This window comes from Pseudoalteromonas sp. SIMBA_162, assembly GCF_046535955.1.
Lineage (GTDB): Bacteria > Pseudomonadota > Gammaproteobacteria > Enterobacterales > Alteromonadaceae > Pseudoalteromonas > Pseudoalteromonas marina.
In genome coordinates this window covers 189631-212743 of sequence record NZ_JAWJBQ010000005.1, presented here as the reverse complement: position 1 = coordinate 212743, position 23113 = coordinate 189631, and the positions used below count along the sequence as shown (strand labels likewise).

Annotated in this window: 21 protein-coding genes; 11 read left to right on the top strand and 10 right to left on the bottom strand. The window is 38.8% G+C overall.

Going from position 1 to position 23113, the window contains the following annotated elements; genetic code table 11:
- Positions 1–188: 188 nt before the first annotated feature.
- Positions 189–716, top strand: a complete 528-nt coding sequence (locus R0J88_RS05785) for a VC2046/SO_2500 family protein (RefSeq protein WP_039036723.1) — start codon at positions 189–191, stop codon at positions 714–716.
- A 195-nt stretch (positions 717–911) separates the two neighbouring features.
- On the top strand, positions 912–1214 hold the full coding sequence (locus R0J88_RS05780) for a DUF6172 family protein (protein WP_006792356.1): 303 nt from the start codon (positions 912–914) through the stop codon (positions 1212–1214).
- Between the two features lie 315 nt (positions 1215–1529).
- On the opposite strand, the gene R0J88_RS05775 is transcribed toward R0J88_RS05780, so the two are convergent.
- From R0J88_RS05775 to R0J88_RS05765, 3 genes are all read right to left on the bottom strand, one after another.
- Positions 1530–2009, bottom strand: coding sequence for a YchJ family protein (locus R0J88_RS05775; RefSeq protein ID WP_410899370.1), 480 nt, complete (start codon positions 2007–2009; stop codon positions 1530–1532).
- Positions 2010–2038: 29 nt separating this feature from the next.
- Entirely contained in the window at positions 2039–2482 is a 444-nt protein-coding gene (locus R0J88_RS05770) for a SulA-like leucine-rich domain-containing protein (RefSeq protein WP_006792358.1), read from the bottom strand.
- Between the two features lie 288 nt (positions 2483–2770).
- Entirely contained in the window at positions 2771–3226 is a 456-nt protein-coding gene (locus R0J88_RS05765; RefSeq protein ID WP_410899369.1) for a tetratricopeptide repeat protein, read from the bottom strand.
- Positions 3227–3345: 119 nt separating this feature from the next.
- Here R0J88_RS05765 and R0J88_RS05760 point away from each other — a divergent pair, with 119 nt between their 5' ends.
- Positions 3346–4638 (top strand): NCS2 family permease, encoded by a 1293-nt coding sequence (locus R0J88_RS05760; RefSeq protein ID WP_410899368.1) that lies wholly within the window; start codon positions 3346–3348, stop codon positions 4636–4638.
- A 149-nt stretch (positions 4639–4787) separates the two neighbouring features.
- Here the strand turns inward: R0J88_RS05760 and R0J88_RS05755 are convergent, their stop codons facing one another.
- On the bottom strand, positions 4788–5546 hold the full coding sequence (locus R0J88_RS05755; protein WP_006792361.1) for a hypothetical protein: 759 nt from the start codon (positions 5544–5546) through the stop codon (positions 4788–4790).
- A gap of 291 nt (positions 5547–5837) precedes the next feature.
- Here R0J88_RS05755 and cysB point away from each other — a divergent pair, with 291 nt between their 5' ends.
- Entirely contained in the window at positions 5838–6815 is a 978-nt protein-coding gene (gene cysB / locus R0J88_RS05750) for an HTH-type transcriptional regulator CysB (protein WP_006792362.1), read from the top strand.
- A 65-nt stretch (positions 6816–6880) separates the two neighbouring features.
- Here cysB and R0J88_RS05745 read toward each other — a convergent pair whose 3' ends face one another.
- From R0J88_RS05745 to pabB, 3 genes are all read right to left on the bottom strand, one after another.
- The gene (locus R0J88_RS05745; RefSeq protein WP_010557570.1) at positions 6881–8257 is read right to left on the bottom strand and encodes an L-serine ammonia-lyase; all 1377 of its coding nucleotides are present in this window, start codon (positions 8255–8257) and stop codon (positions 6881–6883) included.
- 101 nt (positions 8258–8358) lie between these two features.
- Positions 8359–8934 carry an NUDIX hydrolase gene (locus R0J88_RS05740; protein WP_243533273.1) on the bottom strand — a complete coding sequence of 192 codons (576 nt, stop codon included), beginning with the start codon at positions 8932–8934 and terminating at the stop codon, positions 8359–8361.
- A gap of 2 nt (positions 8935–8936) precedes the next feature.
- Positions 8937–10286: an aminodeoxychorismate synthase component I gene (gene pabB / locus R0J88_RS05735; protein ID WP_410899367.1), complete on the bottom strand. Its 1350-nt coding sequence runs from the start codon at positions 10284–10286 to the stop codon at positions 8937–8939.
- 169 nt (positions 10287–10455) lie between these two features.
- Here pabB and R0J88_RS05730 point away from each other — a divergent pair, with 169 nt between their 5' ends.
- The 5 genes from R0J88_RS05730 (at position 10456) to R0J88_RS05710 (ending at position 18432) form a co-directional block, all read left to right on the top strand.
- Positions 10456–11982 carry a fumarate hydratase gene (locus R0J88_RS05730; RefSeq protein ID WP_039036729.1) on the top strand — a complete coding sequence of 509 codons (1527 nt, stop codon included), beginning with the start codon at positions 10456–10458 and terminating at the stop codon, positions 11980–11982.
- Positions 11983–12406: 424 nt separating this feature from the next.
- A complete protein-coding gene (locus tag R0J88_RS05725; protein WP_410899366.1) occupies positions 12407–13447 on the top strand; it encodes a Leu/Phe/Val dehydrogenase in 1041 nt (346 codons plus the stop codon).
- Positions 13448–13579: 132 nt separating this feature from the next.
- A complete protein-coding gene (locus tag R0J88_RS05720; protein WP_410899375.1) occupies positions 13580–14218 on the top strand; it encodes a chloramphenicol acetyltransferase in 639 nt (212 codons plus the stop codon).
- A 104-nt stretch (positions 14219–14322) separates the two neighbouring features.
- Positions 14323–15147: a M90 family metallopeptidase gene (locus tag R0J88_RS05715; RefSeq protein ID WP_410899365.1), complete on the top strand. Its 825-nt coding sequence runs from the start codon at positions 14323–14325 to the stop codon at positions 15145–15147.
- Positions 15148–15246: 99 nt separating this feature from the next.
- A complete protein-coding gene (locus R0J88_RS05710; protein ID WP_410899364.1) occupies positions 15247–18432 on the top strand; it encodes an amidohydrolase family protein in 3186 nt (1061 codons plus the stop codon).
- Between the two features lie 119 nt (positions 18433–18551).
- Here R0J88_RS05710 and R0J88_RS05705 read toward each other — a convergent pair whose 3' ends face one another.
- Positions 18552–18920, bottom strand: coding sequence for a hypothetical protein (locus R0J88_RS05705; RefSeq protein ID WP_008127699.1), 369 nt, complete (start codon positions 18918–18920; stop codon positions 18552–18554).
- A 150-nt stretch (positions 18921–19070) separates the two neighbouring features.
- On the opposite strand from R0J88_RS05705, the gene R0J88_RS05700 reads away from it, so the two are divergent.
- Both R0J88_RS05700 and R0J88_RS05695 read left to right on the top strand, forming a co-directional pair.
- Positions 19071–19823, top strand: a complete 753-nt coding sequence (locus R0J88_RS05700) for a Nif3-like dinuclear metal center hexameric protein (RefSeq protein ID WP_410899363.1) — start codon at positions 19071–19073, stop codon at positions 19821–19823.
- A 371-nt stretch (positions 19824–20194) separates the two neighbouring features.
- Positions 20195–20767 carry a DedA family protein gene (locus R0J88_RS05695; protein WP_410899362.1) on the top strand — a complete coding sequence of 191 codons (573 nt, stop codon included), beginning with the start codon at positions 20195–20197 and terminating at the stop codon, positions 20765–20767.
- 144 nt (positions 20768–20911) lie between these two features.
- Here the strand turns inward: R0J88_RS05695 and R0J88_RS05690 are convergent, their stop codons facing one another.
- Positions 20912–21688 carry a YdcF family protein gene (locus R0J88_RS05690; RefSeq protein ID WP_008127994.1) on the bottom strand — a complete coding sequence of 259 codons (777 nt, stop codon included), beginning with the start codon at positions 21686–21688 and terminating at the stop codon, positions 20912–20914.
- Positions 21689–21729: 41 nt separating this feature from the next.
- Entirely contained in the window at positions 21730–22617 is an 888-nt protein-coding gene (locus tag R0J88_RS05685) for a LysR family transcriptional regulator (protein WP_006792376.1), read from the bottom strand.
- Between the last annotated feature and the right edge of the window lie 496 nt (positions 22618–23113).

The window sequence follows — 23113 nt, the reverse complement described above, 5'->3', positions numbered from 1 at the left end:
GAGCTGGATTCGAACCAGCGAAGGCTGAGCCGTCAGATTTACAGTCTGATCCCTTTGGCCGCTCGGGAACCCCTCCAATGCAACGGCGCTGATAATAGCAAAATGTGCCTTTAAGTAAAGAAAAAAGCTAAAGAAAATTTAAATAAAGCCGATAAATATTCATTACTCATTCCAATCGGCTAAAGTCTATGCAAATCGATGATTTGTTAATCACAGAGCAGCAATTAAGTACTCGGTTAAACCAAAGTGTACATGCAGACCGCCGTGGTGAATTTTCATTGCTGTTAGCAATGCTTTCACAAGATGCTTTAGATTTTAGTCAATTTCATTTACCTAAAAGTGAAATTGAAGATAACACAACTCAAGAAGCGCAGTTAAGAGAGCAATTAGGAGCAGGACCAAAGCAGCCATTAGCACCCAGTGAATTTAATATGCTAATTGGGCAGTTTAATGCACAGCGTTTGTCTTCGGTTGGTGAAAATAAAGGCATGGCCGATATAAAGCTAAATCAGTGTTTAAACCCTGAGCCCTTTTCGATTAGAGATGATGTAAACCACATACCCCTACCCATTATAGATAATTGTGAACTTGCTGTGCGAAGACGTTTACAAAAAGACGAAATAGAAATAGATAATCCAAAAATGGATGTCGCAGGCTTTTATGACGTTCTAACAGACGTAAATCAGCGTGAACCATTACATTTGACGATGGCATAATTTATGATTTCATCAAATAGTGTCTAGTTACACTACCCATCCCTGATTAAATTTTACGACTGCACCAAATCCGAATTGACTAAAAATTGATTTAATGTAAAAAAAGCATCCAAAAATTAAATGCAATTGCTATAATGGCTACAAATGGTATGACATGAATGCCGTTATCATTAAACCAAGGTAATTAGGAACGTAATGAAGAAAACATTCACGCTAAATCACGAGAAAATCAAATACCCTCGTATGGTTGATGCTGCAAAGCATGAAGTGAAAAAATATTTGAAAAGAGAGCGCAACAAAACTCTACCAGAAGATGCAGATTATTGGGCATTTGACTGTAAGTTTGGTAAAACGGTTGAAGATGCGCAAGTGGTTCATGTAGCTGAAATCAGCAACTGTATTAGTGATATTGAAAAGCAAGAATTGATGTCTTTTTACTTAGAAATATTGGCAAAACCTGCACAGCGTCAACAGCTAGACCTTGATAACGACGAGTAATAATTAGCGTTTGTGCATATCAAATTATTTAAATGGGCCATTGGCCCATTTTTTATGCCTATAGATTACCTTCAAGCTTTTTTCTTTTGAGCTAGCTCAAAGTATTTTACATCGTTTTAGGGCTTTAACTGTTGAATTGTTATTAACACTACCTTTTCCCTCAATATTAACCACTTCATTAATAGAGTTAGTACTAAATCTAAAAGGTTATAAAGGGAGTTGTGTTTAATAAATTTACGAAGCTATGCATTAAATGTGAGTATTTAATTAGCAACGGAGTGAAGTAAATAATGTACTTCACTTAAAAAGAGGGGATTACGCGCTATGGCATTTTTTGTATTTTATTGCGCTGCCACAAGGGCAATCATCATTCCTGCCAACTTTTATATCAGCGACCGGAAATATAATACCATCGAGATATCGCCACTGGTGTTGCTCTTTTATAAATTGAGAGCGCTCATGTAACACACAATATAGGTTTTGATAAAAATAGGTAGCTTTAAACTCAACGACCCCTTTATTTTCATCGCTGTTTGTTTCAATAACAGATAAGCTTACAAATCGACAACTGGTCGCAAATTCTTTAATTTCATTTACAGGGTTTTCAGCTTGCTTTTCACTTGCATATGTTTGGTATACGTATTTAGCATTTTTTTGTACGTAAGCTGTATACCTAGAGCGCATTAACTGCTCGGGTGTTTCTGCTTGTTTATCACCTAATAGCAGTGGTTCACAGCAATCTTCGTAATTTTTTTGGTTTCCACAAAAGCAAGTGTTGTTATTTAAATAATTCATAATTGTTACATAAGATTTAAAACATCATTTTAGCAAGCTTGCTGTATGTAAGGTATATCAAGTACGTCAGAATTTTTAGTAAAACAGTATAACTTTGTTTTTGTGTTACTTAAGTTAAGCGATAAGTTGCTCAATAACTGATTGTTTAACATATCAGTCCATGTAATGACCGCTGCAAAGTTACCATTATGCAGTGCGCTACGCAGTACATATTCTAAATTTACTAAATGTTTTTGCCTAATGACTAATAGTTTACTTGTGTCTATTGAACATGAATCAAGCAAAGCTTTACTAGGAACATGATCTGGTGCGATTAATAAAGTCCAAGCATTTAAACTATTATACTGGTGTAGCACCTTTAACAGCTCAAACGTTGCCGATATATCATCTTCGATTTGAATCACGTTAACACAATCAGATAGTTCGTCTTGTTGATAGCTTTTTACTGTTCTTACGGTTATTGGCTGTAACATATCATCTCGCTCACTGGGTTTATATACAGTACATGTATACAGTAGTTTATACAGTGTTATGGCGCAAGTGTTTTTTTGCTATTTTTTTATACAAATTTATATTCTATTTTTAAGAATGTGTATTTTAATGTTTATACTGTTGATATTTATCGCTTTTATTTAAACTGGAATGTTAGTGGGTGAGTTTTTTTTATACAGGTTGAAAAGGTTTGCTTACGTTTTTTATAAATTTAAATTATAGCTCTGTACTGTATACAGTACTTTTACGAGCTAAGTTTCGGGCTTTTACTAAGGGACAGGGGGGATTAAATGGGCATATTGTAATTGATGAATTTGTTCATATAAACTGGCTGCATAACATTGGGCATCCTTAAAACGCTTTGTTTCTATATATTTTCTTAAATCAGCAAGCGCAACTGTAGCTGGCTCATGGCCCTGGCTACTCGATAAGCTAAGCCAAGCAACTCCATGAAATACACTTTGTGGAACACCTTGGCCTTTTACAAAAAACAAGCCTAAATAAAATTGCCCTCGGTGATCACCAGACATTGCCGATAAGCGCATCCACTTTGCAGCTAAAGCAGGCTGGTTATTTTTTAAATAATATAGCGCCTTATTCAGCGTACTTTGTTGAGAGCTATCATTTTCAGGTGACGAATTAGTATCGCCTGGTTGTGTCACAAAAGACAAAATATTGTCTAATTGTTGTTCTAAATCATAACCTGTTGGTGTGGTTTTTATCATATGCTGTCATTCGGTATAGTTAACTACTTCAATAGTTTAGTATATCGCAAGGTAAAATGTCCTGAAAAATATACTTTTTATGATAAAATCTCGCTACTTTTTATTGTTGTAAGTTCATTATGTTAGAAGCTTTATTTAAAATTAACGAAAATGGGTCCACGGTTCGACGAGAATGCATCGCCGGAATGACTACTTTTATCACAATGGTTTACATTGTATTCGTGAACCCTGCGATGTTAGCAGAAGCGGGAATGGATCAAGGTGCTGCTTTTGTTGCTACTTGTATTGCTGCTGCAATAGGTTGTTTTATTATGGGGTTATGGGCCAATTACCCATTAGCTTTAGCACCTGGCATGGGGTTAAACGCCTTCTTTACGTATGGCGTTGTATTAGGTATGGGATACACCTGGGAAGCTGCGTTGGGCGCAGTATTTATGTCGGGTTGTATATTTTTATTACTAAGTTTATTTAAGGTTAGAGAATGGATAATAAATGCCATTCCATTAGTTTTAAAACGGGCTATTGCGACAGGCATTGGCGCATTTTTAGCCTTAATAGCACTTAAAAATGCAGGCATTATTGTGGCAAGCCCAGCTACATTTGTGCAGTTGGGTGAAATAACATCTGCGGGACCGTTACTGGCTATATTTAGCTTTTTTATTATTGCGGCATTGTTATATCGTGATTTTAAAAGTGGAGTGTTGATCAGTATTTTATTGGTTACTGCTATCTCACTTGGTTTAGGTTTAGTTGAATACCAGGGAATTATTGCTGCACCGCCTTCAATTTTACCTACTTTTATGCAGTTGGATTTTGCTGCTGCTTTAGAACTTTCAATGCTTAGTGTTATTTTTGCATTTTTGTTTGTCGATTTGTTTGACACGTCAGGTACTCTTGTAGCTGTAACGCAAAAGGCTGGTCTTGCAGATGAAAAAGGAAACATGCCACGCTTAGGACGTGCACTCAGTGCCGATAGCTCAGCCACCATTGCAGGTGCAATGTTAGGTACCTCAACAACCACATCTTATATAGAGTCGGTGGCGGGTGTATCTGTTGGTGGGCGTACAGGCTTAACTGCAGTGGTAGTTGGTTGCTGCTTTTTGCTAATGATGTTCTTTGCACCGTTAGCTAATATGGTACCAGCTTATGCAACAGCGGGCGCAATCTTATATGTTGCTGTACTTATGTTACAAAACCTAAAGTTTGTGGACTGGGACGATATGACTGACGCTATTCCAGTAGCCGTTGTGCTGTTAATGACGCCGCTTACGTTTTCAATTGCGCATGGTATTGCGCTTGGTTTTATTTCATATACGGCGGTTAAGTTGCTTTGTGGTAAACGCAGTGAAATAACAATTAGTGTATGGATATTAACCGTGTTATTTATTGTTAAATTCGCGTTTTTATCATAAATAACAAAGTTTTGTTTTGATATATAACTACCAGCGACGTTATGTGATTTATCCCTGTTGGGGAAGCTAAACTCTAGGTTATAAAATTTAATGCTAAAAAAGCCCATACACAGTATGGGCTTTTTTTATTATTCAGTGGAAAGCTGCTGTTACCATTTCTTTTTTGGAGCAAACAGCACATCTAAATCGTCTTGTTCTTGCTCGTTTTTCTTTTTTAGGGCGCTTGCGTTAGATGCTTTTAGCTCGACGCTAATTTCCTCTAAGTAACGTTCCACTTCTTGACGTTTAGCATTTACATATTCGTCTGAATAAGGCACTGCACTAAGCGTTGCGTAGGCTTTTTCAAAATATTGTCTAGCAGAGCCAACCATACTCGCAGAACGTGCCGAAATACCGCGTTTAATTTGGCTTTCTATATTTATTTTAAGCTGTAATTTCTCAAGTAGTTTGTCTTCGCCTGTAAATACTTGGCTATTAACACGGCCCTTAGTGTGTTCAGAACGTAGGATCACACGTAATTTTTTAATCCCTTGAATTAGCGCAACAAGCTGTTTGTCGTTACTTGGTAATGCTAATGACTCACTACTGGTTCCTTGCACCGGGTTAGAGAGATGCTGTTTCATTTCTTCTAAACGGCTCTTTAGCGCTTTTGAGGTTGGCGAATGCGTAACCATTGTTTTGAGTGCTTCGGCAATTCGGCTTTGTAGAACCCTAATAACGTTTTCAGATAGCGGAATATTAGCCTGGTTCATTAATGCTTCTTCAGTTTCTTCAATGATCGCCTTTTGTTTTGTGAGTTCTTTTCGGCGCTCATTTTCTTGTTTTTCTTTGTGTTGCTGAACAGCACTTACCCAAAGTGCAATCACAACCAAAGCAACTATAAGGACAATTATAATAGACACGATCATGGTGTAATTCTCGGATTCATAACCTAATTTTTTAATATTACATTAAATATAAGCCATCGGGGTAGTTTTGCGCGAATTAACTTCAAATTAGGTAAATTAACTGTCGTTAAATATAAGGACTATGAGATTAATTCGTCTAATCATGGCTACCTCAAGTATATTTATTATGCTAGCCTTGAGCACCACTTCGATAAATGCACGCTATAAGCTTAATCAACGCTACCGGTAAAACTGATCTAGCTTTATAGAATTGCCTTTATTTATAATAAATTACAACGTAAAAATGCAACCATGAAATTACAACAACTCAGATACATAGTAGAAGTACAAAATCATAAATTAAATGTTTCAGCAACGGCTGAGAGTTTATTCACCTCACAGCCTGGTATTTCTAAACAAGTACGTATGTTAGAAGATGAGTTAGGTGTTCAAATTTTTGGGCGAAGTGGCAAGCATTTAACGCATGTAACTAGTGCCGGTGAAGATATTATAAATATCTCGCGTGAGATACTTTCAAAGGTAGAAGGTATAAAAGCGGTGGCTAACGAACACACATTACCGGACCAAGGTAAGCTCAATATAGCAACAACGCACACTCAAGCACGTTATGCTTTACCTAGTGTGATTCAGGGGTTTATGAAAAAATACCCTGCAGTATCATTGCATATGCACCAAGGTACACCGCAACAAATATCTGATGCCGCAGCAAGGGGCGATGCCGATTTTGCCATTGCAACTGAAGCGCTTCATTTATACTCTGATTTAGTTATGTTGCCTTGTTATCATTGGAATCGCAGTATTGTTGTTGCAAAGGATCATCCACTTGCTAAAAAAGCCAATAGTTTAACGGTAGCAGATATTGCCGAATACCCGCTAATTACTTATGTATTTGGTTTTACGGGTCGCTCTGAATTAGACAAAGCATTTAGCGCCCATGGGTTAGAGCCGCATATTGTATTTACGGCGACTGATGCCGATGTAATTAAAACCTATGTTCGTTTAGGGCTTGGCGTAGGGGTAGTGGCTTCAATGGCGATTGATGAAATCACTGATACTGATTTAGTCTGCATTGATGCAAGTCACTTATTTGAAGCTAGCACAACAAAAATTGGCTTTAGAAAAGGCAGCTTTTTACGTACTTATATGTATGACTTTATAGAACGATTTGCGCCGCATTTAACTAAAGAGCGTGTGGAGCGCGCGAGTTTATTACGTAATCAAGATGATGTAGATAAGTTATTTGAAGATATAGAGTTACCTGTAAAGTAGCACTGGGTCTGATAACAAAAAAACCGACTATTTATTAATAGTCGGTTTTTTTGTTTAAGGTTAGCCTAACACTCAATAATGTTAACGGCTAAACCACCGCGCGCGGTTTCTTTGTATTTTGTTTTCATATCATTACCTGTTTCAAGCATGGTTTTTATTACTTTATCAAGTGATACTTTTTGCTCGCCACTACCACGAATTGCCAATCGAGAAGCATTGATGGCTTTTATAGCCCCCATCGCATTACGTTCAATACAAGGAACTTGCACTAAGCCGCCAACAGGGTCGCACGTTAAACCTAAATTATGCTCCATGCCTATTTCAGCTGCGTTTTCAACTTGTACAACATTACCACCCACAATTTCAGTTAATGCTCCGGCGGCCATTGAACACGCTACACCCACTTCGCCTTGGCAGCCCACTTCGGCACCAGAAATAGACGCATTTTTTTTATATAAAATACCAATTGCAGCGGCTGTTAGTAAATAACGCGTGGCAATGTCGCGGTCTACTTCTTTTACAAATGTATGATAGTACATAAGCACAGCGGGTAGAATGCCTGCAGCACCATTAGTGGGGGCTGTTACCACTCGTCCACCGGCCGCATTTTCTTCATTAACGGCAAGTGCAAATAGGTCGACCCAATCCATTGCTCTGAGTGGATCGTTGCTCACTTCGATATTCAGTTTTAAGAATAGGCTGGGGGCACGTCGTTTTACTTTTAAACCGCCAGGTAAAATTCCTTCAGTACGCATTCCGCGCTCAATACAGGCTTTCATTACTTGCCAAATATGAAATAACTCATCTTTTATAGCGTCTTCGGTTCGAAGTGTGCGTTCGTTTTTCATCATCAAGCTAGATACACTCAGGCCTGAGTCTTTACACATTTCAAGTAGCTCTTTTGCGCTACTAAAAGGGTATGGCGCTGGGTTTTCTTCTCTAATATCGAGCGCTGCTTGCTTTTCGTTTTCAAATTCTTCGTCGGTAACAATAAAGCCGCCGCCGATAGAGTAGTACACTTTGCTATAAAGCTTTTCACCATTATTTGAAGCAATAATCTCCATTGCATTAGAGTGCTTTGGGAGCGTTTTACGACGATGAAAAACAATAGCACCTTGCTTAGGAAAGTTGGCTTTGTGTGTTTGGTTTAAATAAATAACTTGTTCTTGCTCGATAGTTAATAAAATATCATCGACTAAATCGGCATCGATTGTTTCTGGGTCATAGCCTGCTAAGCCAAGTACAACAGCTTTGCCAGAACCATGACCTATACCTGTTTGACCTAACGATCCATATAGCTCTACTTTTATATCGGTAACACTTTTTAATAGCTGTTTTTCATGGAGTTCATTAACAAATAAGCGTGATGCGCGCATTGGGCCAACGGTGTGTGATGACGAAGGGCCAATACCAATGCTAAACATATCAAATGCACTGATCATAGTGTGTGTCTCTTATTAATTTACTCAGCCCGAGGCTGCTCTTTGAACGGTCGAGCATAATAACGCGGAATTGTTAGCATGTAACTATTATTAACGAAGATTTAAACTGGTAAGGCTAGTTGTTTTGTAAAGTTTTTTATAATGCTAGCAGTTGCTCCCCAAAGTAACCCATGGGGGGTAACAAACCCCTGCAGAGTGATTTCTTTACCAAAACGTTGAAATGGCAAAGGTTGCCAGTTAGCTTCAGTACTTAATTCATCTAAGGAGAGTAAAAAGCTAGCCTGTACTTCATTGTGATCGTTTACCCACTGCGTATTTTTATTTAAAACACATACGTAGGGACGAATACTAAACCCAGTTAAGGTGGAGTACTCTGGTAAATTGCCAAGGATATTTACATCTTTGTGCGCAATGTTTAACTCTTCTTTCAATTCACGTAGTGCCGTTGTACGAAGCGTTTTGTCGCTTGCCTCAAATTTACCACCGGGTAAGCAAATTTCACCTGGGTGATGATGCAAATAAGTAGGGCGCTTACACAGTAAAATATGTGCCTGTCCGGCTACATCTATAATGGGCAACATAACGGCACTGGCGCGTTTATTTCGAGAGTCTTTTATTTGATTTGGCGCAGCGGTTGGGCTTAATTGAAAGCGCGTTTTAATAAAGTCACTATTCAAGATCACCTACTCTTTAATAAAGGTAAAATTTTATTTACCTTATCGTAAGTCTCTTGGTATTCCAATTCGACTTTAGAATCAGCGACAATTCCGCCTCCGGCCCAACAGTAAATATGCTGCTCATAACAAACTAAAGTTCGAATAGTAATACTGGTATCCATATTACCGCAGGCACTTAAATAACCTATAGAGCCACAGTAAACACTGCGCTGATGAGGTTCTAGCTCCTCTATAATTTCCATCGCGCGTATTTTAGGTGCTCCAGTAATAGAGCCACCAGGAAAAGCGGCCTCGAGTTGATCAACGGCTGTTTTATTGATATCGAGTTCGGCGGTCACTGTACTTACTAAATGGTGTACGGCCGGAAAACTTTCAATTGCGAATAAAGAAGGCACTTTAACACTGCCGGGTTTGGCTACTTTACCTAAGTCGTTACGAAGTAAATCTACAATCATCACGTTTTCTGCGCGATCTTTGGATGAGTTTGCAAGTTTTAACGCTTGTGCACTATCTTCGTAGGCGTCAGCTTTACGTGCAAGTGTCCCTTTTATTGGTTTAGTTTCTACAATATTGTTTTGGATCGATATAAAGCGCTCAGGCGAAATTGACAAAATAGCGCCTGCAGGATGATTAATAAAACTTGAAAAAGGCGCTTTATTAGCTTCGCGTAATTTAACATACGCTGACCAAGGGTCACCGCTATATTGGGCTTTAAAGCGCTGCGCTAGATTAATTTGATAACAATCACCGCTTTTTAAATAGTCTTCAATTACAGCAAACTTTTTGGCGTATTGGGTTTGGCTCATATTAGAAAACCACTCAGACGTTAACTCAAACTTTGCGTCAATTGGAGTTGATGCTAGATATTTCTCGTAAAGCGAGCGTCTTTCAACATGTGGCTGTGAAACATAAAACCACGCATTTTGCTGTCTATCAAAAATAAGTGCATCTAAATAAAGGCCTACAGCCATTTGCGGTAAGTGTATATCTTGCTCTGCTATGGTTGGCATTTTTTCAATTATACGACCCAAGTCATAGCCGAAATAACCTAACCAACCTCCATTAAAGGGCAAGTCAAAAGGTGCTTTTGTGTTACTGAGTTTGCGCAAATGGGTATTCATTATTTCAAAACAGGTTAGCTCACTTGGCTCGCCATTGAATAATGTTTTGTTATCGCTCACTTCAAGCAAGTGTTCAGGTTCTATGGAAATTATGTCGTAGCGACTATTTACATGGTCGCTATTAGCAGAGTCGAGCAGTATGGCATGAGGCAGATGAGAAAAATGCGAAAATACATCAATACAATTTTGTGTTATTGATAATTTTATACAATTATTTTTATTGTTTAGCATTTACTACCCCTATAAGAACTGGCTCCAAACGGGCTGGGAGGGTATCATAAGTCAAATTTTTTTGGCAGCGTTTAGTATAAAATCAACGTTGTAATTAAAACAGTACAAACCACCGTCACCGGTTTGGTATAGATTACGCTTAAGCGTAAAGCTAACTTAAGGAACCATTATGAGTACAATCCGTCAGCAAGACTTTATTGATAGCATTGAAGATGCATTGCAATATATTTCGTTCTACCATCCACTTGATTTTGTTCAAGCATTAGAAAAAGCTTATAACAAAGAACAAAGTAAAGCTGCTAAAGATGCTATTGCGCAAATTTTAATTAACTCGCGTATGTCGGCTGAAGGCAAGCGTCCGCTTTGTCAAGATACAGGTATTATTACGTGTTTTGTAAAAGTGGGTATGGATGTTAAGTGGGATAAAACAGACTTAACAGTTCAACAAATGGTTGATGAAGGTACTCGCCGTGCGTATTTGAATCCAGATAACCCGCTTCGTGCTTCTATTGTTGCAGACCCTGCTGGTACTCGTAAAAACACAAAAGATAATACACCTTCGGTTGTTCACATCGATTTGGTAGCTGGTGGCGAAGTAGAAGTCATGGTTGCAGCAAAAGGTGGCGGCTCTGAAAACAAAAGTAAAATGGTTATGTTAAACCCTTCAGACGATGTTGCTGCCTGGGTAGAAAAAACACTGCCTACAATGGGTGCTGGCTGGTGTCCGCCAGGCATGCTGGGTATAGGTATTGGTGGTACTGCAGAAAAAGCTGCAGTAATGGCTAAAGAGTCATTGATGGATCCGGTTGATATCCATGAGCTTATGGAGCGTGGGGCGGAAACTACAGAAGAAAAGCTTCGCCTAGAAATATTCGAACGTGCAAACAAACTAGGTATTGGTGCACAAGGCCTGGGCGGGTTAACAACGGTTGTTGATATTAAAATTAAAACCGCTCCTACCCATGCAGCATCAAAACCAGTGGTGATGATCCCTAACTGTGCAGCAACTCGTCACGTGCACTTTACTTTGGATGGTTCAGGTCCTGCTGATTTAAAAGCGCCAAAGCTTGAGGATTGGCCTGAAGTAACCTTTGAAGTAGGTGAGGGGACACGTCGTGTAAATTTAGACACGCTGACGAAAGATGATGTTCAAGAATGGAAAATGGGTGAAACCGTTTTACTTTCAGGCACCATTTTAACTGGCCGTGATGCAGCGCATAAACGTTTGCAAGACATGATCAACTCTGGCGAAGGCTTACCTGAAGGCGTTGATTTTGATAATAAATTTATATACTACGTTGGCCCTGTAGACGCTGTTGGTGATGAAGCAGTAGGCCCTGCAGGCCCAACTACAGCAACACGTATGGATAAGTTTACCGATATGATGCTAGAAAAAACTGGCATTGTAGGCATGATTGGTAAAGCAGAGCGCGGCCCTGCAACGGTTGATTCAATCAAAGAGCATAAATCTGTTTACTTGATGGCTGTAGGTGGTGCTGCATATTTAGTATCTAAAGCGATTAAAAAAGCGCGTGTAGTTGCGTTTGAAGATCTAGGTATGGAAGCGATTTACGAGTTTGAAGTTGAAGACATGCCTGTAACGGTTGCAGTAGATAGCGAAGGTGCCAATGCACATACGCAAGGTCCTGCGATTTGGAAGGCAAAAATTGCTGAGCTTGATAGCAAATTAAAGTAATTGTTATCTTTGTTTATGAAGCGAGCCATGTGCTCGCTTTTTTATTTTAAAATCATCAATATTGAGTAAAACTGATCTTACCAGTTGTGTGGTAATTGTTTATATAAATATAAATCATTAAATAACAATTGCTTGCGTGTAAATGGTGGGTGTATTAAAAACTTTACGGAAAAATCAATGGTTACGCTAACGTAAACGTAAAGAAGTTTGCCCTTGTGTTATTTTAAATTTAATGTCTATTTTTGTAATTCATTTTAAATTTTTTATTTGTTAATAAGTTATAAGTTGATTATTTAATTTAATCACTTGGTGTTTGTTAGCTTTATCATCTTGATGTGTGGCGAACACTATCTTGAAGTGGTAAAGTCTCGACAATTTCCAGCGCGTACACCCTCTCACGGGTCAATTTTTCGGAGTATTTTAAGTGGCTGTGTTTAATCAAGTTGAATTTGATAACCATGAACAAGTAGTCTTTTGTTCTGACAAAGAGTCAGGTTTAAAAGCAATTATTGCTGTGCATAGTACCAAGTTGGGGCCTGCTGTTGGTGGGTGTAGAATGTGGGATTACGCTAAAGATGAAGACGCAGTGTATGATGTTTTGCGTTTATCAAAAGGGATGACTTACAAAAATGCGGTTGCGCGCCTTCCTTTTGGTGGTGGAAAATCTGTCATTATTGGTAACGCCAAAGACATTAAATCAGAACACCTTTTTCGTGCATTTGGTCGCCAATTAGAGCGTTTGAATGGTAGCTATTACTCAGCAGAAGACGTCAATATTACCTGTGCCGACGTTGCTTTAATGAACAAAGAAACAAATTACGTTCTAGGCCTTGAAGGCAAAAGTGGAAACCCATCTCCTTTTACTGCATACGGTACTTTTTTAGGCATTAAAGCTGCACTGCAGCACCAACGCGGCCACCAAGACTTCTCGGGCATAAAAGTAGCTGTACAAGGTTTAGGGGCTGTTGCTTACGGCTTGTGTCAGCACTTAGTTGATGCAGGTGCTAAGTTGTTTGTGACAGATATAAACCAGGTTGCAATTGATCGTGTTGTTAACGATTTTGGTGCAACAGCTGTTGGTATTGATGACATTTATGACTTAGATGTAGATGTGTATGCACCCTGTGCATTAGGCGCAACCATAAACGATGACACTATACCTCGTATTAAAGCAACCATTATTGCTGGTTGTGCTAATAATCAGTTAGCACAATCACGCCATGGTGAAATTATTCGTGAAAAAGGCATTTTGTATGCGCCAGATTACGTTATAAACGCAGGGGGTATTATTAATGTTTATTACGAAACTGCGCCAGAAGGTTATACCGTTGAGGCCTCTAATAAACACGTTGAGGGTATTTTTAATACGCTAACAGAAATTTTTGCTCGCAGCGAAAAAGAGCAAAAATCGACGCACTTAATTGCAGATGAGCTTGCTCAAGAAATAATACAAAATGGCCTTTAGATTTATATTTAGGTCTTGAAGAAAGGGGATGCATTTGCGTCCCCTTTTTTGTTATTAATGCTATTTTTATGAAACAACGTTACACTTTATTTTTAATTAAGTGTGGTATGTATAATGACGTCAACTTCGAATATGCAGCCTATCGACTTTGATAGCTGGCCTCGTAAACAACATTTTGAACTATTTAAAAATTTTACCCAGCCATACTTTAATGTGTGTGTTCAGCTAAACGCACAAACACTGTTTGATTACTGTAAGGCTCAAAATATATCGTTTTTTCAAGCCTATGTTTATTGCACACTAAAAGCTTGCTTCGCTTATGAACCAATTATGTTACGAATTATAGAATCCAAGCCCTGGTTACTTACAAGCATCCGTGCAAGTGTTGTTGAACTTGATGAAGACGAGTGCTTTGTATTTAGTTATTTTGATTATTTGGGCTCTTTCAAAGAGTTCTCAGCCAATAGCGAGAAAGTAAGTAAACAATCTAAGTCAAACTCACTATTTAGCGACGCATTTGCCAATACAGAGGGGCAAGCTGATTTAATTCATATATCTGTTTTACCATGGCTTAATTTTAGCGCTTTTTCACATGCATTTAGCGAAGGGCAAAGTTTAGGGATCCCTAAATTTGTATTTGGTCAATACGACAAACAAGCTGGCACGATGCCACTGTCTGTTGACGTACATCACTCTTTAATGGATGGTCTACACGTTGCGCGCTTTGTAAAGGTGTTACAAGCTGAGTGTGATCATTTTAAATGTAAATGACGGTAGTAAAAAAAGTATTTTAAAAATCTATAATAACCACAGCAGTTGAAAATTCATCCCGGTGAACATATTTATAAAGGCACATATATGTTTAGGGTATTGCCATGATAAATGGACTGTTAATTGGTGTTTTAGTGTTATTTGTGGCGATACTTTGGCAATGGCCTTCTATTCAAGCCTTCCTTTGGCGCAATAAGTATCAACGTATGGGTTTAAGCTCTCAGCAAAAAGATATCTTACTGCGCTGTATGCCTATTTACCGAAAGATGACGGATGCTGATAGAGCCAAACTTGAGAGACATATTGTTTGGTTTTTAAATGAAAAGCGCTTTATTGGTTGCGATGGATTAAAACTCACACCTGCCATGAAACTTATTGTTGCTGCTGATGCCTGCGTACTCGTGCTTAACAAACCGTGGCCTCTTTATACTAATGTAAAAGAAATACTATTGTACCCAAGCGCTTACTATGCCCCACAAACCACGCGAGATAGCGCTGGCTTAGTCAGTTATCATAATACGGTGAGGCAAGGTGAATCGTGGCCTGGGGGAACACTGGTACTCAGTTGGCATGATGTATTAGAAGGAAGCCGCTTACCCAGTGATGGTCATAACTTGGTGTTTCACGAATTTGCTCATCAGTTAGATCAGGAAACAGGTAAAACAACAGGTACGCCACTTTTAAAAAGCTCGGCTGATTATAAAGAGTGGGCAAGGGTATTTAGTCGTGCCTTTACGCAGCTTAAAAGTCATGTGGCGTATAGTATGCCTCACGTTATTCATAGTTATGGTGCAACAAACGAGGCCGAGTTTTTTGCGGTGATCACCGAAACCTTTATTGAAAAACCAGCAGAGTTACGACGCTACGATCCAGAAATATATAGAATGCTGGTTAACTACTATCAATTTGACCCCATTTCTTGGCATTAAACGTAATAAACTGCGCTTTATCAAATAACGCTGGTAACTTTTGGTTGTTTTTGTTGCAATCGGTTAAAACACACAGCAACAATAATAAGCGAGAAAGTTATGAAGAAATTGCTGCATACGGCGTTGGCTTTGTCAGTGTCATTAGCTCTTGGGCAAGCACATGCTGAATCAACCGATAAAAAAGATGAACAAAAATGGCAAGTAGATTCTCCTAAAGGGCAATTTGTTGACGCTAAAATTAGCGTAGAACAAGGCACATGGATGAACATTGATATTAGCCCAGATGGCAAAACCATTGTATTTGACTTACTAGGCGACATTTACACAATGCCAATGAGTGGCGGTACTGCAACACAATTAACCTCTGATATAGCATGGCAAATGCAACCTCGTTTTAGCCCCGATGGTGAACACATTGCGTTTACTTCTGATCAAGGTGGCGGCGACAATATTTGGGTTATGGATTTAAACGGTGAAAACCAAAGTGCAGTAACCAACGAAACGTTTAGACTGTTAAATAGTCCAGCGTGGAGCCCTGATGGCGATTTTTTAGTGGCGCGTAAACACTTTACGGCTAGTCGTTCACTTGGTGCTGGTGAAGTATGGCTATACCATAAAGCAGGTGGTAAAGGGGTTCAGCTGACTAAACGCGAGAACGACCAAAAAGATTTAGGTGAGCCAATGTTTTCACCTGATGGGCGTTATGTGTATTTTTCTCATGATGCTACACCAGGTAAAACGTTTCACTATTCAAAGGATTCTGTAGCGGGTATATATAAAATTAAGCGCTACGATCGTGAAACAGGTGAAATAGAAACAATTATTGATGGTATGGGTGGCGCAATTAGACCAACTCCATCGCCAGATGGAAAAACGCTTGCTTACATTAAGCGAGACGACTTTCAAACTAGTTTGTATCTTTATGATTTAAGCACGGGTGAGCACACTCAGGTGTACGATAAGTTAGAGCGTGACATGCAAGAAACGTGGGCTATTCACGGCGTATATCCTACAATTGCCTGGACACCCGATAATAAAGAATTGGTTTTTTGGGCGGGTGGTAAAATTCAATCTGTTGACGTGACTGACAAATCAGTTAGCCCGATTGCATTTAAAGTAGAAACCACTAAAAAGATTCAACCAGCGCTTCGTTTTACTCAAAATTTAGACACTGATGAATTTGACGTAAAAATGCTGCGTAATGTACAAGTAAGCCCCGACGGTGAAACCGCTATTTTTGAAGCGTTAGGCTATATTTATAAACGCGATTTAGAATCTGGAAAAATTAAGCGTTTAACAAAACAAACAGATCATTTTGAATTATTTCCGCAGTATTCTCGTGATGGTAAAAAAATAGTTTACACCACGTGGAACGATAACAAGCAAGGCCAAGTGCGCGTTGTATCTTCTCGCAGTGGTCGAGGCGACACAATTACACAAGAACCAGGCAAGTATGTAGAACCAACGTTTAGCCCAAATGGTAAAACGGTTGTTTATCGTAAAGCCAGCGGTGGCAGTATTTTAAATCCTAAATGGTCATTGAATCCAGGTATTTATAGCGTTAGCGCAAAAGGCGGTAAAAGTGAGCTGATTTCTAAAAGTGGATATCAACCACAGTTTGGGGCTGACAACGACCGTGTATTTGTAATGAGCCCATGGCCAAAGCCATCGCTGAGTGTTGTAGAGCTAGAAAGCAAAAAAGTATATAAACTTTATGAATCTGAGCATGCTACTGAATTTAGAGTATCTCCAGATGGGGAGTATCTTGCTTTTGCTGAGCGATTTAAAGTGTATGTAACGCCATTAGTTGAAAGTGGGAAGGCCATAAGTATTGGACCTAAAGACAGTAAATTCCCTATAGAGCAGCTATCTGTGCGTGCTGGTGAAAGTATTAGCTGGAGTGCCGATAGCAGCAAACTTTATTGGACACTAGGGCCTGAGCTTTACCATGCAAATTTAAACGGTGTATTTGCGATTAACAGTAAAAGCGACGCTGATTTTAAAGTTAAAAATGGCGAAAACATCGGATTTAGTAAGAAGGTGAATGAGCCAAAAGGCATGATTGCTTTAACTGGCGGTAAAATTATTACGATGAATGGTGATAAAGTCATTGAAAACGGAGTAATAATTACTGATGGCAAGCATATAAAAGCTGTAGGCCCAGCTTCTGAATTAAGCATACCAAAAGATGCAGACGTTATAGACGTTACAGGTAAAACCATCATGCCAGGTATTGTTGACGCCCATGCTCATGGTTCTCAAGGGAGCAATGAAATAATTCCTCAGCAAAATTGGAAAAACTTTGCAGGTTTAGCTTTAGGTGTTACGACTATTCATGATCCCTCTAACGACACCACCGAAATATTCACTGCAAGCGAAATGCAAAAAGCAGGCATGATTGTTGGTCCGCGTATTTTCTCTACAGGAACTATTTTGTATGGGGCTAATATGCCGGGTTATACCTCGCATATTGATTCGTTAGAAGATGCTAAATTTCACTTAGAACGCTTAAAGAAAGTCGGTGCTTTTAGTGTTAAATCATACAATCAACCCCGTCGTGAGCAGCGCCAACAAGTCGTTGAAGCAGGTCGCGAACTTGAAATGATGGTTGTGCCAGAAGGCGGTTCGCTACTGCAACATAATTTGAGCATGGTGGTTGATGGACATACAGGTATTGAGCATTCCATTCCTGTAGAAAACATATACGATGATATAAAACAATTATGGTCACAAAGTGATGTGGGTTACACACCAACGCTTGTTGTTGCCTATGGTGGTATATGGGGTGAAAACTATTGGTATGATAAAACTGACGTGTGGAATCACCCTCGTTTAAGTAAGTTTGTGCCTCAAAATCAGTTGCTGCCGCGTTCTATGCGTCGTGTTAAAGCACCCGATCATCACTATAATCATTTTAACAACGCACGTGTGTCGGCTGAGCTACAAGACTTAGGTGTTTTAGTTAACTTAGGAGCGCATGGTCAACGTGAGGGGTTAGGTGCACATTGGGAAATGTGGATGTTTGCCCAAGGTGGCATGACGCCACTAGAAGCCATACGCGCATCAACACTCGATCCAGCTAAGTACTTAGGGCTTGATAAAAACGTAGGCTCGCTTGAAGTGGGTAAACTGGCTGATTTAATGGTGATTGATGGCGATCCGTTAATTGATATTCGCAGCTCTGATAAGGTTGATTATACAATGATTAATGGTCGTTTATTTAATGCAGAAACGATGAATGAGGTTGGCAAAAAAGCACGCCAGCCGCTTTATTTTGAAAAGTAACAATTTTAATTAACGTCTTTAAAAAGCGGCTTTTATGCCGCTTTTTTATTTTACAAATTATAAACAGCAGGCATAAAAAAACCGCTTAACGCGGTTTCTTTTAAAATCATTAATGTTGATTAAACAACACCGCGCGGTAGGCGACAGTCATGATCTTTACGCGCTAGGATTACAATCCACAATTCTTCTGCGGTGTAACCATCTTCACTTTGTGTAACCACAGTGAATGGCGCTTTTTTCTGAGCAGTAACAGGCGCAGCTTTTTTGGTTTTAGTTTTTTTAGCTGGCGCTTTTTCAGCAGGTGCCGGTGTTGCTTTACCACTGCTTAATTCTTTAGTTAGCTCAGCTACGTCAGCTAGGCGTAAGTTTTTTCCGCCATCGATGCTGTACCAGCCTGGTTTAGTTGTAATTTCAGGTTTTTTACCATTAGCAGCTTCATACGCTGCTTCAAAGGCAGATAGTACTTCTGTTTTGTCTAGTTTGCTCATCAGAGACCCTATACGTTGTGAACACAGATAAAGAGAAGCTATTTATACCTATTTTGAATCAGTTTTTCAATTTTTTGCGATTTTCCTTCCATTTTAAAGCAATAAACGCCAAAATTTGCACAAAATTCAGTGCAAAGTAAGGTTACGCGTATGCAACGTCAAGAATTTAACCAATTATTAAATGATATTTTAAAGCCTCACAATATTAAGGATTTTTGCCCAAATGGATTACAAGTTGAGGGTAAAAATGAAATAAAAAAAATTGTTACCGGAGTAACAGCGAGCCAAGCTTTAATTGACGCTGCAATTGATGAGCAAGCAGACGCTATCTTGGTCCATCATGGTTATTTTTGGAAAGGCGAGTCTCAACCTATTACTGGGATGAAAAAGCGGAGAATAGGCGCCTTATTGGCTCACGATATTAATTTATTTGCTTATCACCTCCCTTTAGATATTCACCCAGAGATTGGTAATAACGCGCAGCTTGCAAAATTATTAGATATTGAAATTCAAGAAGGCCTTGAGCCTGTTGCTAACAGTGTAGCAGTGAAAGGGCGCCTTAAAACAGCGCTAAGTGGAGATGAATTTGCATCAAAAATAGCTAAGGTACTTAATCGAGCCCCTCTCACAAGCTTAGTTCGTTCAAGTAAAATACAAACTATTGCGCTGTGTACTGGTGGAGGTCAAGGTTATATTGATTTAGCTGCGGAGCAAGGTATTGACGCTTATTTAACAGGTGAAGCGTCTGAGCAAACTATTCATAGTTCACGAGAACAAAATATTGATTTTTTTGCAGCAGGGCATCATGCAACCGAACGCTACGGTATAAAAGCTCTGGGCGAGCTACTTGCCCTGGAGTACGGTTTTGAGGTTAGCTTTATTGATATTGATAATCCTGTTTAAGCTACTGTGATATTTAAGATTATTAATTTTAGTACTCGTTATATTTTAAAATTTAAAGCCTTGAATTTAACGCCAGTTAAATAGGGGCGACAACGGATAGTGTACAAGCTCTGCTCTAATAGACTTTATTTACTTATATTGAAGTGAGGGCGTGTTTAAATTTGTTGTCTAGTGAGTTGAGTATAAATTGAGAGTGTTCAGAGCGTGGGAAGTAGACACGCTTTCTTTATATACACTGCTTAAATGAAAGCGAATAAAATAAACCGGTTGTAAAAGTAAGGTAAGTGGTTTGGTCTCTCATAAAGATCTTTTAATTTACTTAATTCGTTATGTATTTCTAGTTTTATTAAAATGACCTTATAAGGACCGCAATGGAAGGTGTTTTAGCTCTACTTGAGCAGTACGGCTTATTTGTTTACCTATTGCTATTTGGCTATTGTGCATTGAAAAGCGGCTGGTTACCTTTATTTGCAGGTTATGCTGCTCAAATCGGCGCGCTTGATATTAAATTAGTTATTTTAGCTACTTTTATGGGAGGGTATATTGGCGATGAGATACGGTTTGCTCTTGCAAGAGCTTATGGCACTTCATGGCTTGAAAAACCTAATAAAATTGGTCAACTATTTCAAACAGCGAGTGCGCTTGCTAAGCGTTACGGCATGGCTTACATTTTTTTATATCGATACCCCAAAGGTATGCGCACAATTGGAGCGCTCCCTGTAGGGCTAACCGATATATCTTGGCCCCTATTTAGCACCTTAAATGCCTGTTCAGCTGCTTTATGGGTCATTATTTTAGTTGGCGGAGGCTATACTTTTGGAGCTACATTTGAGTCTATAGGTGTAGAGAGCTTAACCGCACTGAGTATATTATTGTTAGGGATATTTTTAGTTATACTCTATCGGCTTTGGACAAAACACCCACCTACAAAACAACGACAGTAAAGTGACGTTATTGTTTAACAAAAAATCTAGTGAAGAGCCTTACCCACATATCTTAAAGTATTGATATTTTATTTTCTTGCTCGACAAACATTCATTGTAAACAAATCAAATTTACGAGTTAGCAGGTGGCTTTTTGCAAGTTGTTTAAAGTGCCTCAGGGTCTAGCCATCGACGGACTTTTATCCACGTTGTTCCTATAACTTCATGGCTGTATTGCGTTACGGCTAGTAGTGCTTGCGCATTTGGAACGAGCTGTTTATGAAAAGGAAGCGCTGCAAAATTGTGAAAGTCAGTTGCTGCAGGAATGCTTGTTACACCTTGGGCCGAAAACAAGTCCTGGGCTCTGGGCATATGCAGTACCGAAGTTACTAACGCTACCTTAAAATCAACTAGCTTAGGCGCTAGTAGCGCAGCTTCTTGCGCTGTATCCATTGCCTTTGGGTTTTGCAAAAGCCTATTTTTATTAATGCCTAACTCAATGGCAGTTTGATACATCAAGCTGCTGTTAGTAATATTCTCATAACCGCCGCCAGAAACAATAAGCTGTGATTTTGGGTAGTACTTAGCGAGTTTGACTCCTTCAACTAGTCGGGTTAGCGCGCAATTACCTAATTGGTTATTAGCACTTAAGACAGAGTTAGGATTTATATCGCACCCAAGCACAACTATTTTGTCTAATTCTGGGTGTTTTGAAGGGTGAAAAGAAAGGCTTGTTGGCTCGTTGTTTTTTAAAATTTGGTTAGCAACAAATGGTGTACTGATTGCCAACAATGTTGAAAGTCCAAAAAATGCAATTACTAAAGAAAACTTGCGACCCTTGAATGCCAAAAACAAAGCTATAAGTGTAAAAAGACCAATTAAAGGGAGCGGCATAAGCAAGCCGCCAAGTAACTTTTTCAAAGCGAACATAATGAGCAACATAAAAGCTATAATTTAAGTTATGTTACTCATTAATCAGTAGTTTATCGACCGTTATTTAACTTACACGTATTTAAAAAGTGGCGATATACAGGGTTATCTTTCATATCTTTTTTCATCGCTAAGTACATTGGTCGAGTTAAACCTAGCGCACCTAGTGGAATCGATTTGATGAGTCCTTGGCTTTCATATGGTGTAACCAACCAATCAGGTAATGCAGCTACACCCATTCCAGCACTGACTAGCTGAAAAATTAGTAGTCCTTGATCTACGTTTTTTAACGTCCCGTCAAAACGTGCATTTTGAATGAAATGTTTAAATATATCTTGGCGTTCGCGCGGAATAGGGTAAGAAATAATGGTTTCATTCTTTAAGTCTAACGCTGTAACGTATGCTTTTTTGGCAAGATCGTGATCAGGTGCAACAATTAATTTTAATTTAAAGTCGAATAAATGGGCATACTCTAGCTTGTCGGGTTCACGAATGTCTGATGTGAGTACTAAGTCTAATTCATCGTTAAGTAAGTCTGGAATTGCGTCATAACTAAAACCACGTTCATAATCAATTTTTATATCTGGCCAAAAGTTATTAAAATCTTTAATTGTTGGAAGTAGCCAGTGAAAACAAGCATGGCATTCAACACTTAGGCGTAATTGTGAAATTGGCTGATTAAGGCTCTCTTTTAAACGACATTTAGTTGCTTCAATTTTCGGCAGTATTTCGTGGGCTAACTCAAGCAATAACATGCCTTGCGGGGTAAAACGCACAGGCTGCGTTTTGCGTTCAAACAGCTGGCAGTCTAACTTGTTTTCCAAGTCTTTAATTTGATGTGATAAAGCCGACTGAGTTAAGAATAATTCGCGGGCAGTATTCACTAATGAACCAGTTTCTTTAAGGGTTGCAATAGTTTTTAAGTGTTTTATACCAATCATCTTTAATAATTCTCATGGAAAATTTGAGTAGTGCTCATTATTTTTCAATACTACGCTTATATAAAAAACGTTTCAACGTCTAGACGTCTAAATTAAGCTAATAAATATAGTTTTACTGATTAATATTTTTATAGTTTAGCGTAAGTAACTAGATTAAAGCCGATTTTTTACTGCTTGTATTAATTTACTTCATGTTTAAAGGTAAAGGGGCTGGTATAAAAAATTTTTAACTCGCTTAGTTAACTAACGCTAATAGATAAAAAAGTAGTGACCTTTGTAGAAAATAAAAATACTTTTGAGTATAGGAAGGTTGATCTTTGGTGATTGACTTTACAGCTGTCAGTTTTTTATTCAGGCAAACATAATTTATGTATTGTGGTCATTCCTAATAAATAACCAATAACGAAGAACAAACCCAAAAGTATGCTGCCTTTTGGGTTATTTTTGGGGCTATTTGCTCTTTGTTGCTGGGTATTTATTTACCCCACTAGGTTAT

Bases quoted from the DNA above. Each gene is read 5' to 3' on its own strand.
- R0J88_RS05700 (WP_410899363.1), top strand. From the start codon at position 19,071: ATGCAACGTCAAGAATTTAACCAATTATTAAATGATATTTTAAAGCCT.
- R0J88_RS05770 (WP_006792358.1), bottom strand. From the start codon at position 2,482: ATGTTACAGCCAATAACCGTAAGAACAGTAAAAAGCTATCAACAAGAC.
- R0J88_RS05780 (WP_006792356.1), top strand. From the start codon at position 912: ATGAAGAAAACATTCACGCTAAATCACGAGAAAATCAAATACCCTCGT.
- R0J88_RS05720 (WP_410899375.1), top strand. From the start codon at position 13,580: ATGCAGCCTATCGACTTTGATAGCTGGCCTCGTAAACAACATTTTGAA.
- R0J88_RS05705 (WP_008127699.1), bottom strand. From the start codon at position 18,920: ATGAGCAAACTAGACAAAACAGAAGTACTATCTGCCTTTGAAGCAGCG.
- R0J88_RS05695 (WP_410899362.1), top strand. From the start codon at position 20,195: ATGGAAGGTGTTTTAGCTCTACTTGAGCAGTACGGCTTATTTGTTTAC.
- R0J88_RS05710 (WP_410899364.1), top strand. From the start codon at position 15,247: ATGAAGAAATTGCTGCATACGGCGTTGGCTTTGTCAGTGTCATTAGCT.
- R0J88_RS05785 (WP_039036723.1), top strand. From the start codon at position 189: ATGCAAATCGATGATTTGTTAATCACAGAGCAGCAATTAAGTACTCGG.
- R0J88_RS05745 (WP_010557570.1), bottom strand. From the start codon at position 8,257: ATGATCAGTGCATTTGATATGTTTAGCATTGGTATTGGCCCTTCGTCA.
- R0J88_RS05730 (WP_039036729.1), top strand. From the start codon at position 10,456: ATGAGTACAATCCGTCAGCAAGACTTTATTGATAGCATTGAAGATGCA.
- R0J88_RS05760 (WP_410899368.1), top strand. From the start codon at position 3,346: ATGTTAGAAGCTTTATTTAAAATTAACGAAAATGGGTCCACGGTTCGA.
- R0J88_RS05755 (WP_006792361.1), bottom strand. From the start codon at position 5,546: ATGATCGTGTCTATTATAATTGTCCTTATAGTTGCTTTGGTTGTGATT.
- R0J88_RS05765 (WP_410899369.1), bottom strand. From the start codon at position 3,226: ATGATAAAAACCACACCAACAGGTTATGATTTAGAACAACAATTAGAC.
- pabB (WP_410899367.1), bottom strand. From the start codon at position 10,286: ATGCTAAACAATAAAAATAATTGTATAAAATTATCAATAACACAAAAT.
- R0J88_RS05685 (WP_006792376.1), bottom strand. From the start codon at position 22,617: ATGATTGGTATAAAACACTTAAAAACTATTGCAACCCTTAAAGAAACT.
- R0J88_RS05775 (WP_410899370.1), bottom strand. From the start codon at position 2,009: ATGAATTATTTAAATAACAACACTTGCTTTTGTGGAAACCAAAAAAAT.
- cysB (WP_006792362.1), top strand. From the start codon at position 5,838: ATGAAATTACAACAACTCAGATACATAGTAGAAGTACAAAATCATAAA.
- R0J88_RS05715 (WP_410899365.1), top strand. From the start codon at position 14,323: ATGATAAATGGACTGTTAATTGGTGTTTTAGTGTTATTTGTGGCGATA.
- R0J88_RS05690 (WP_008127994.1), bottom strand. From the start codon at position 21,688: ATGTTGCTCATTATGTTCGCTTTGAAAAAGTTACTTGGCGGCTTGCTT.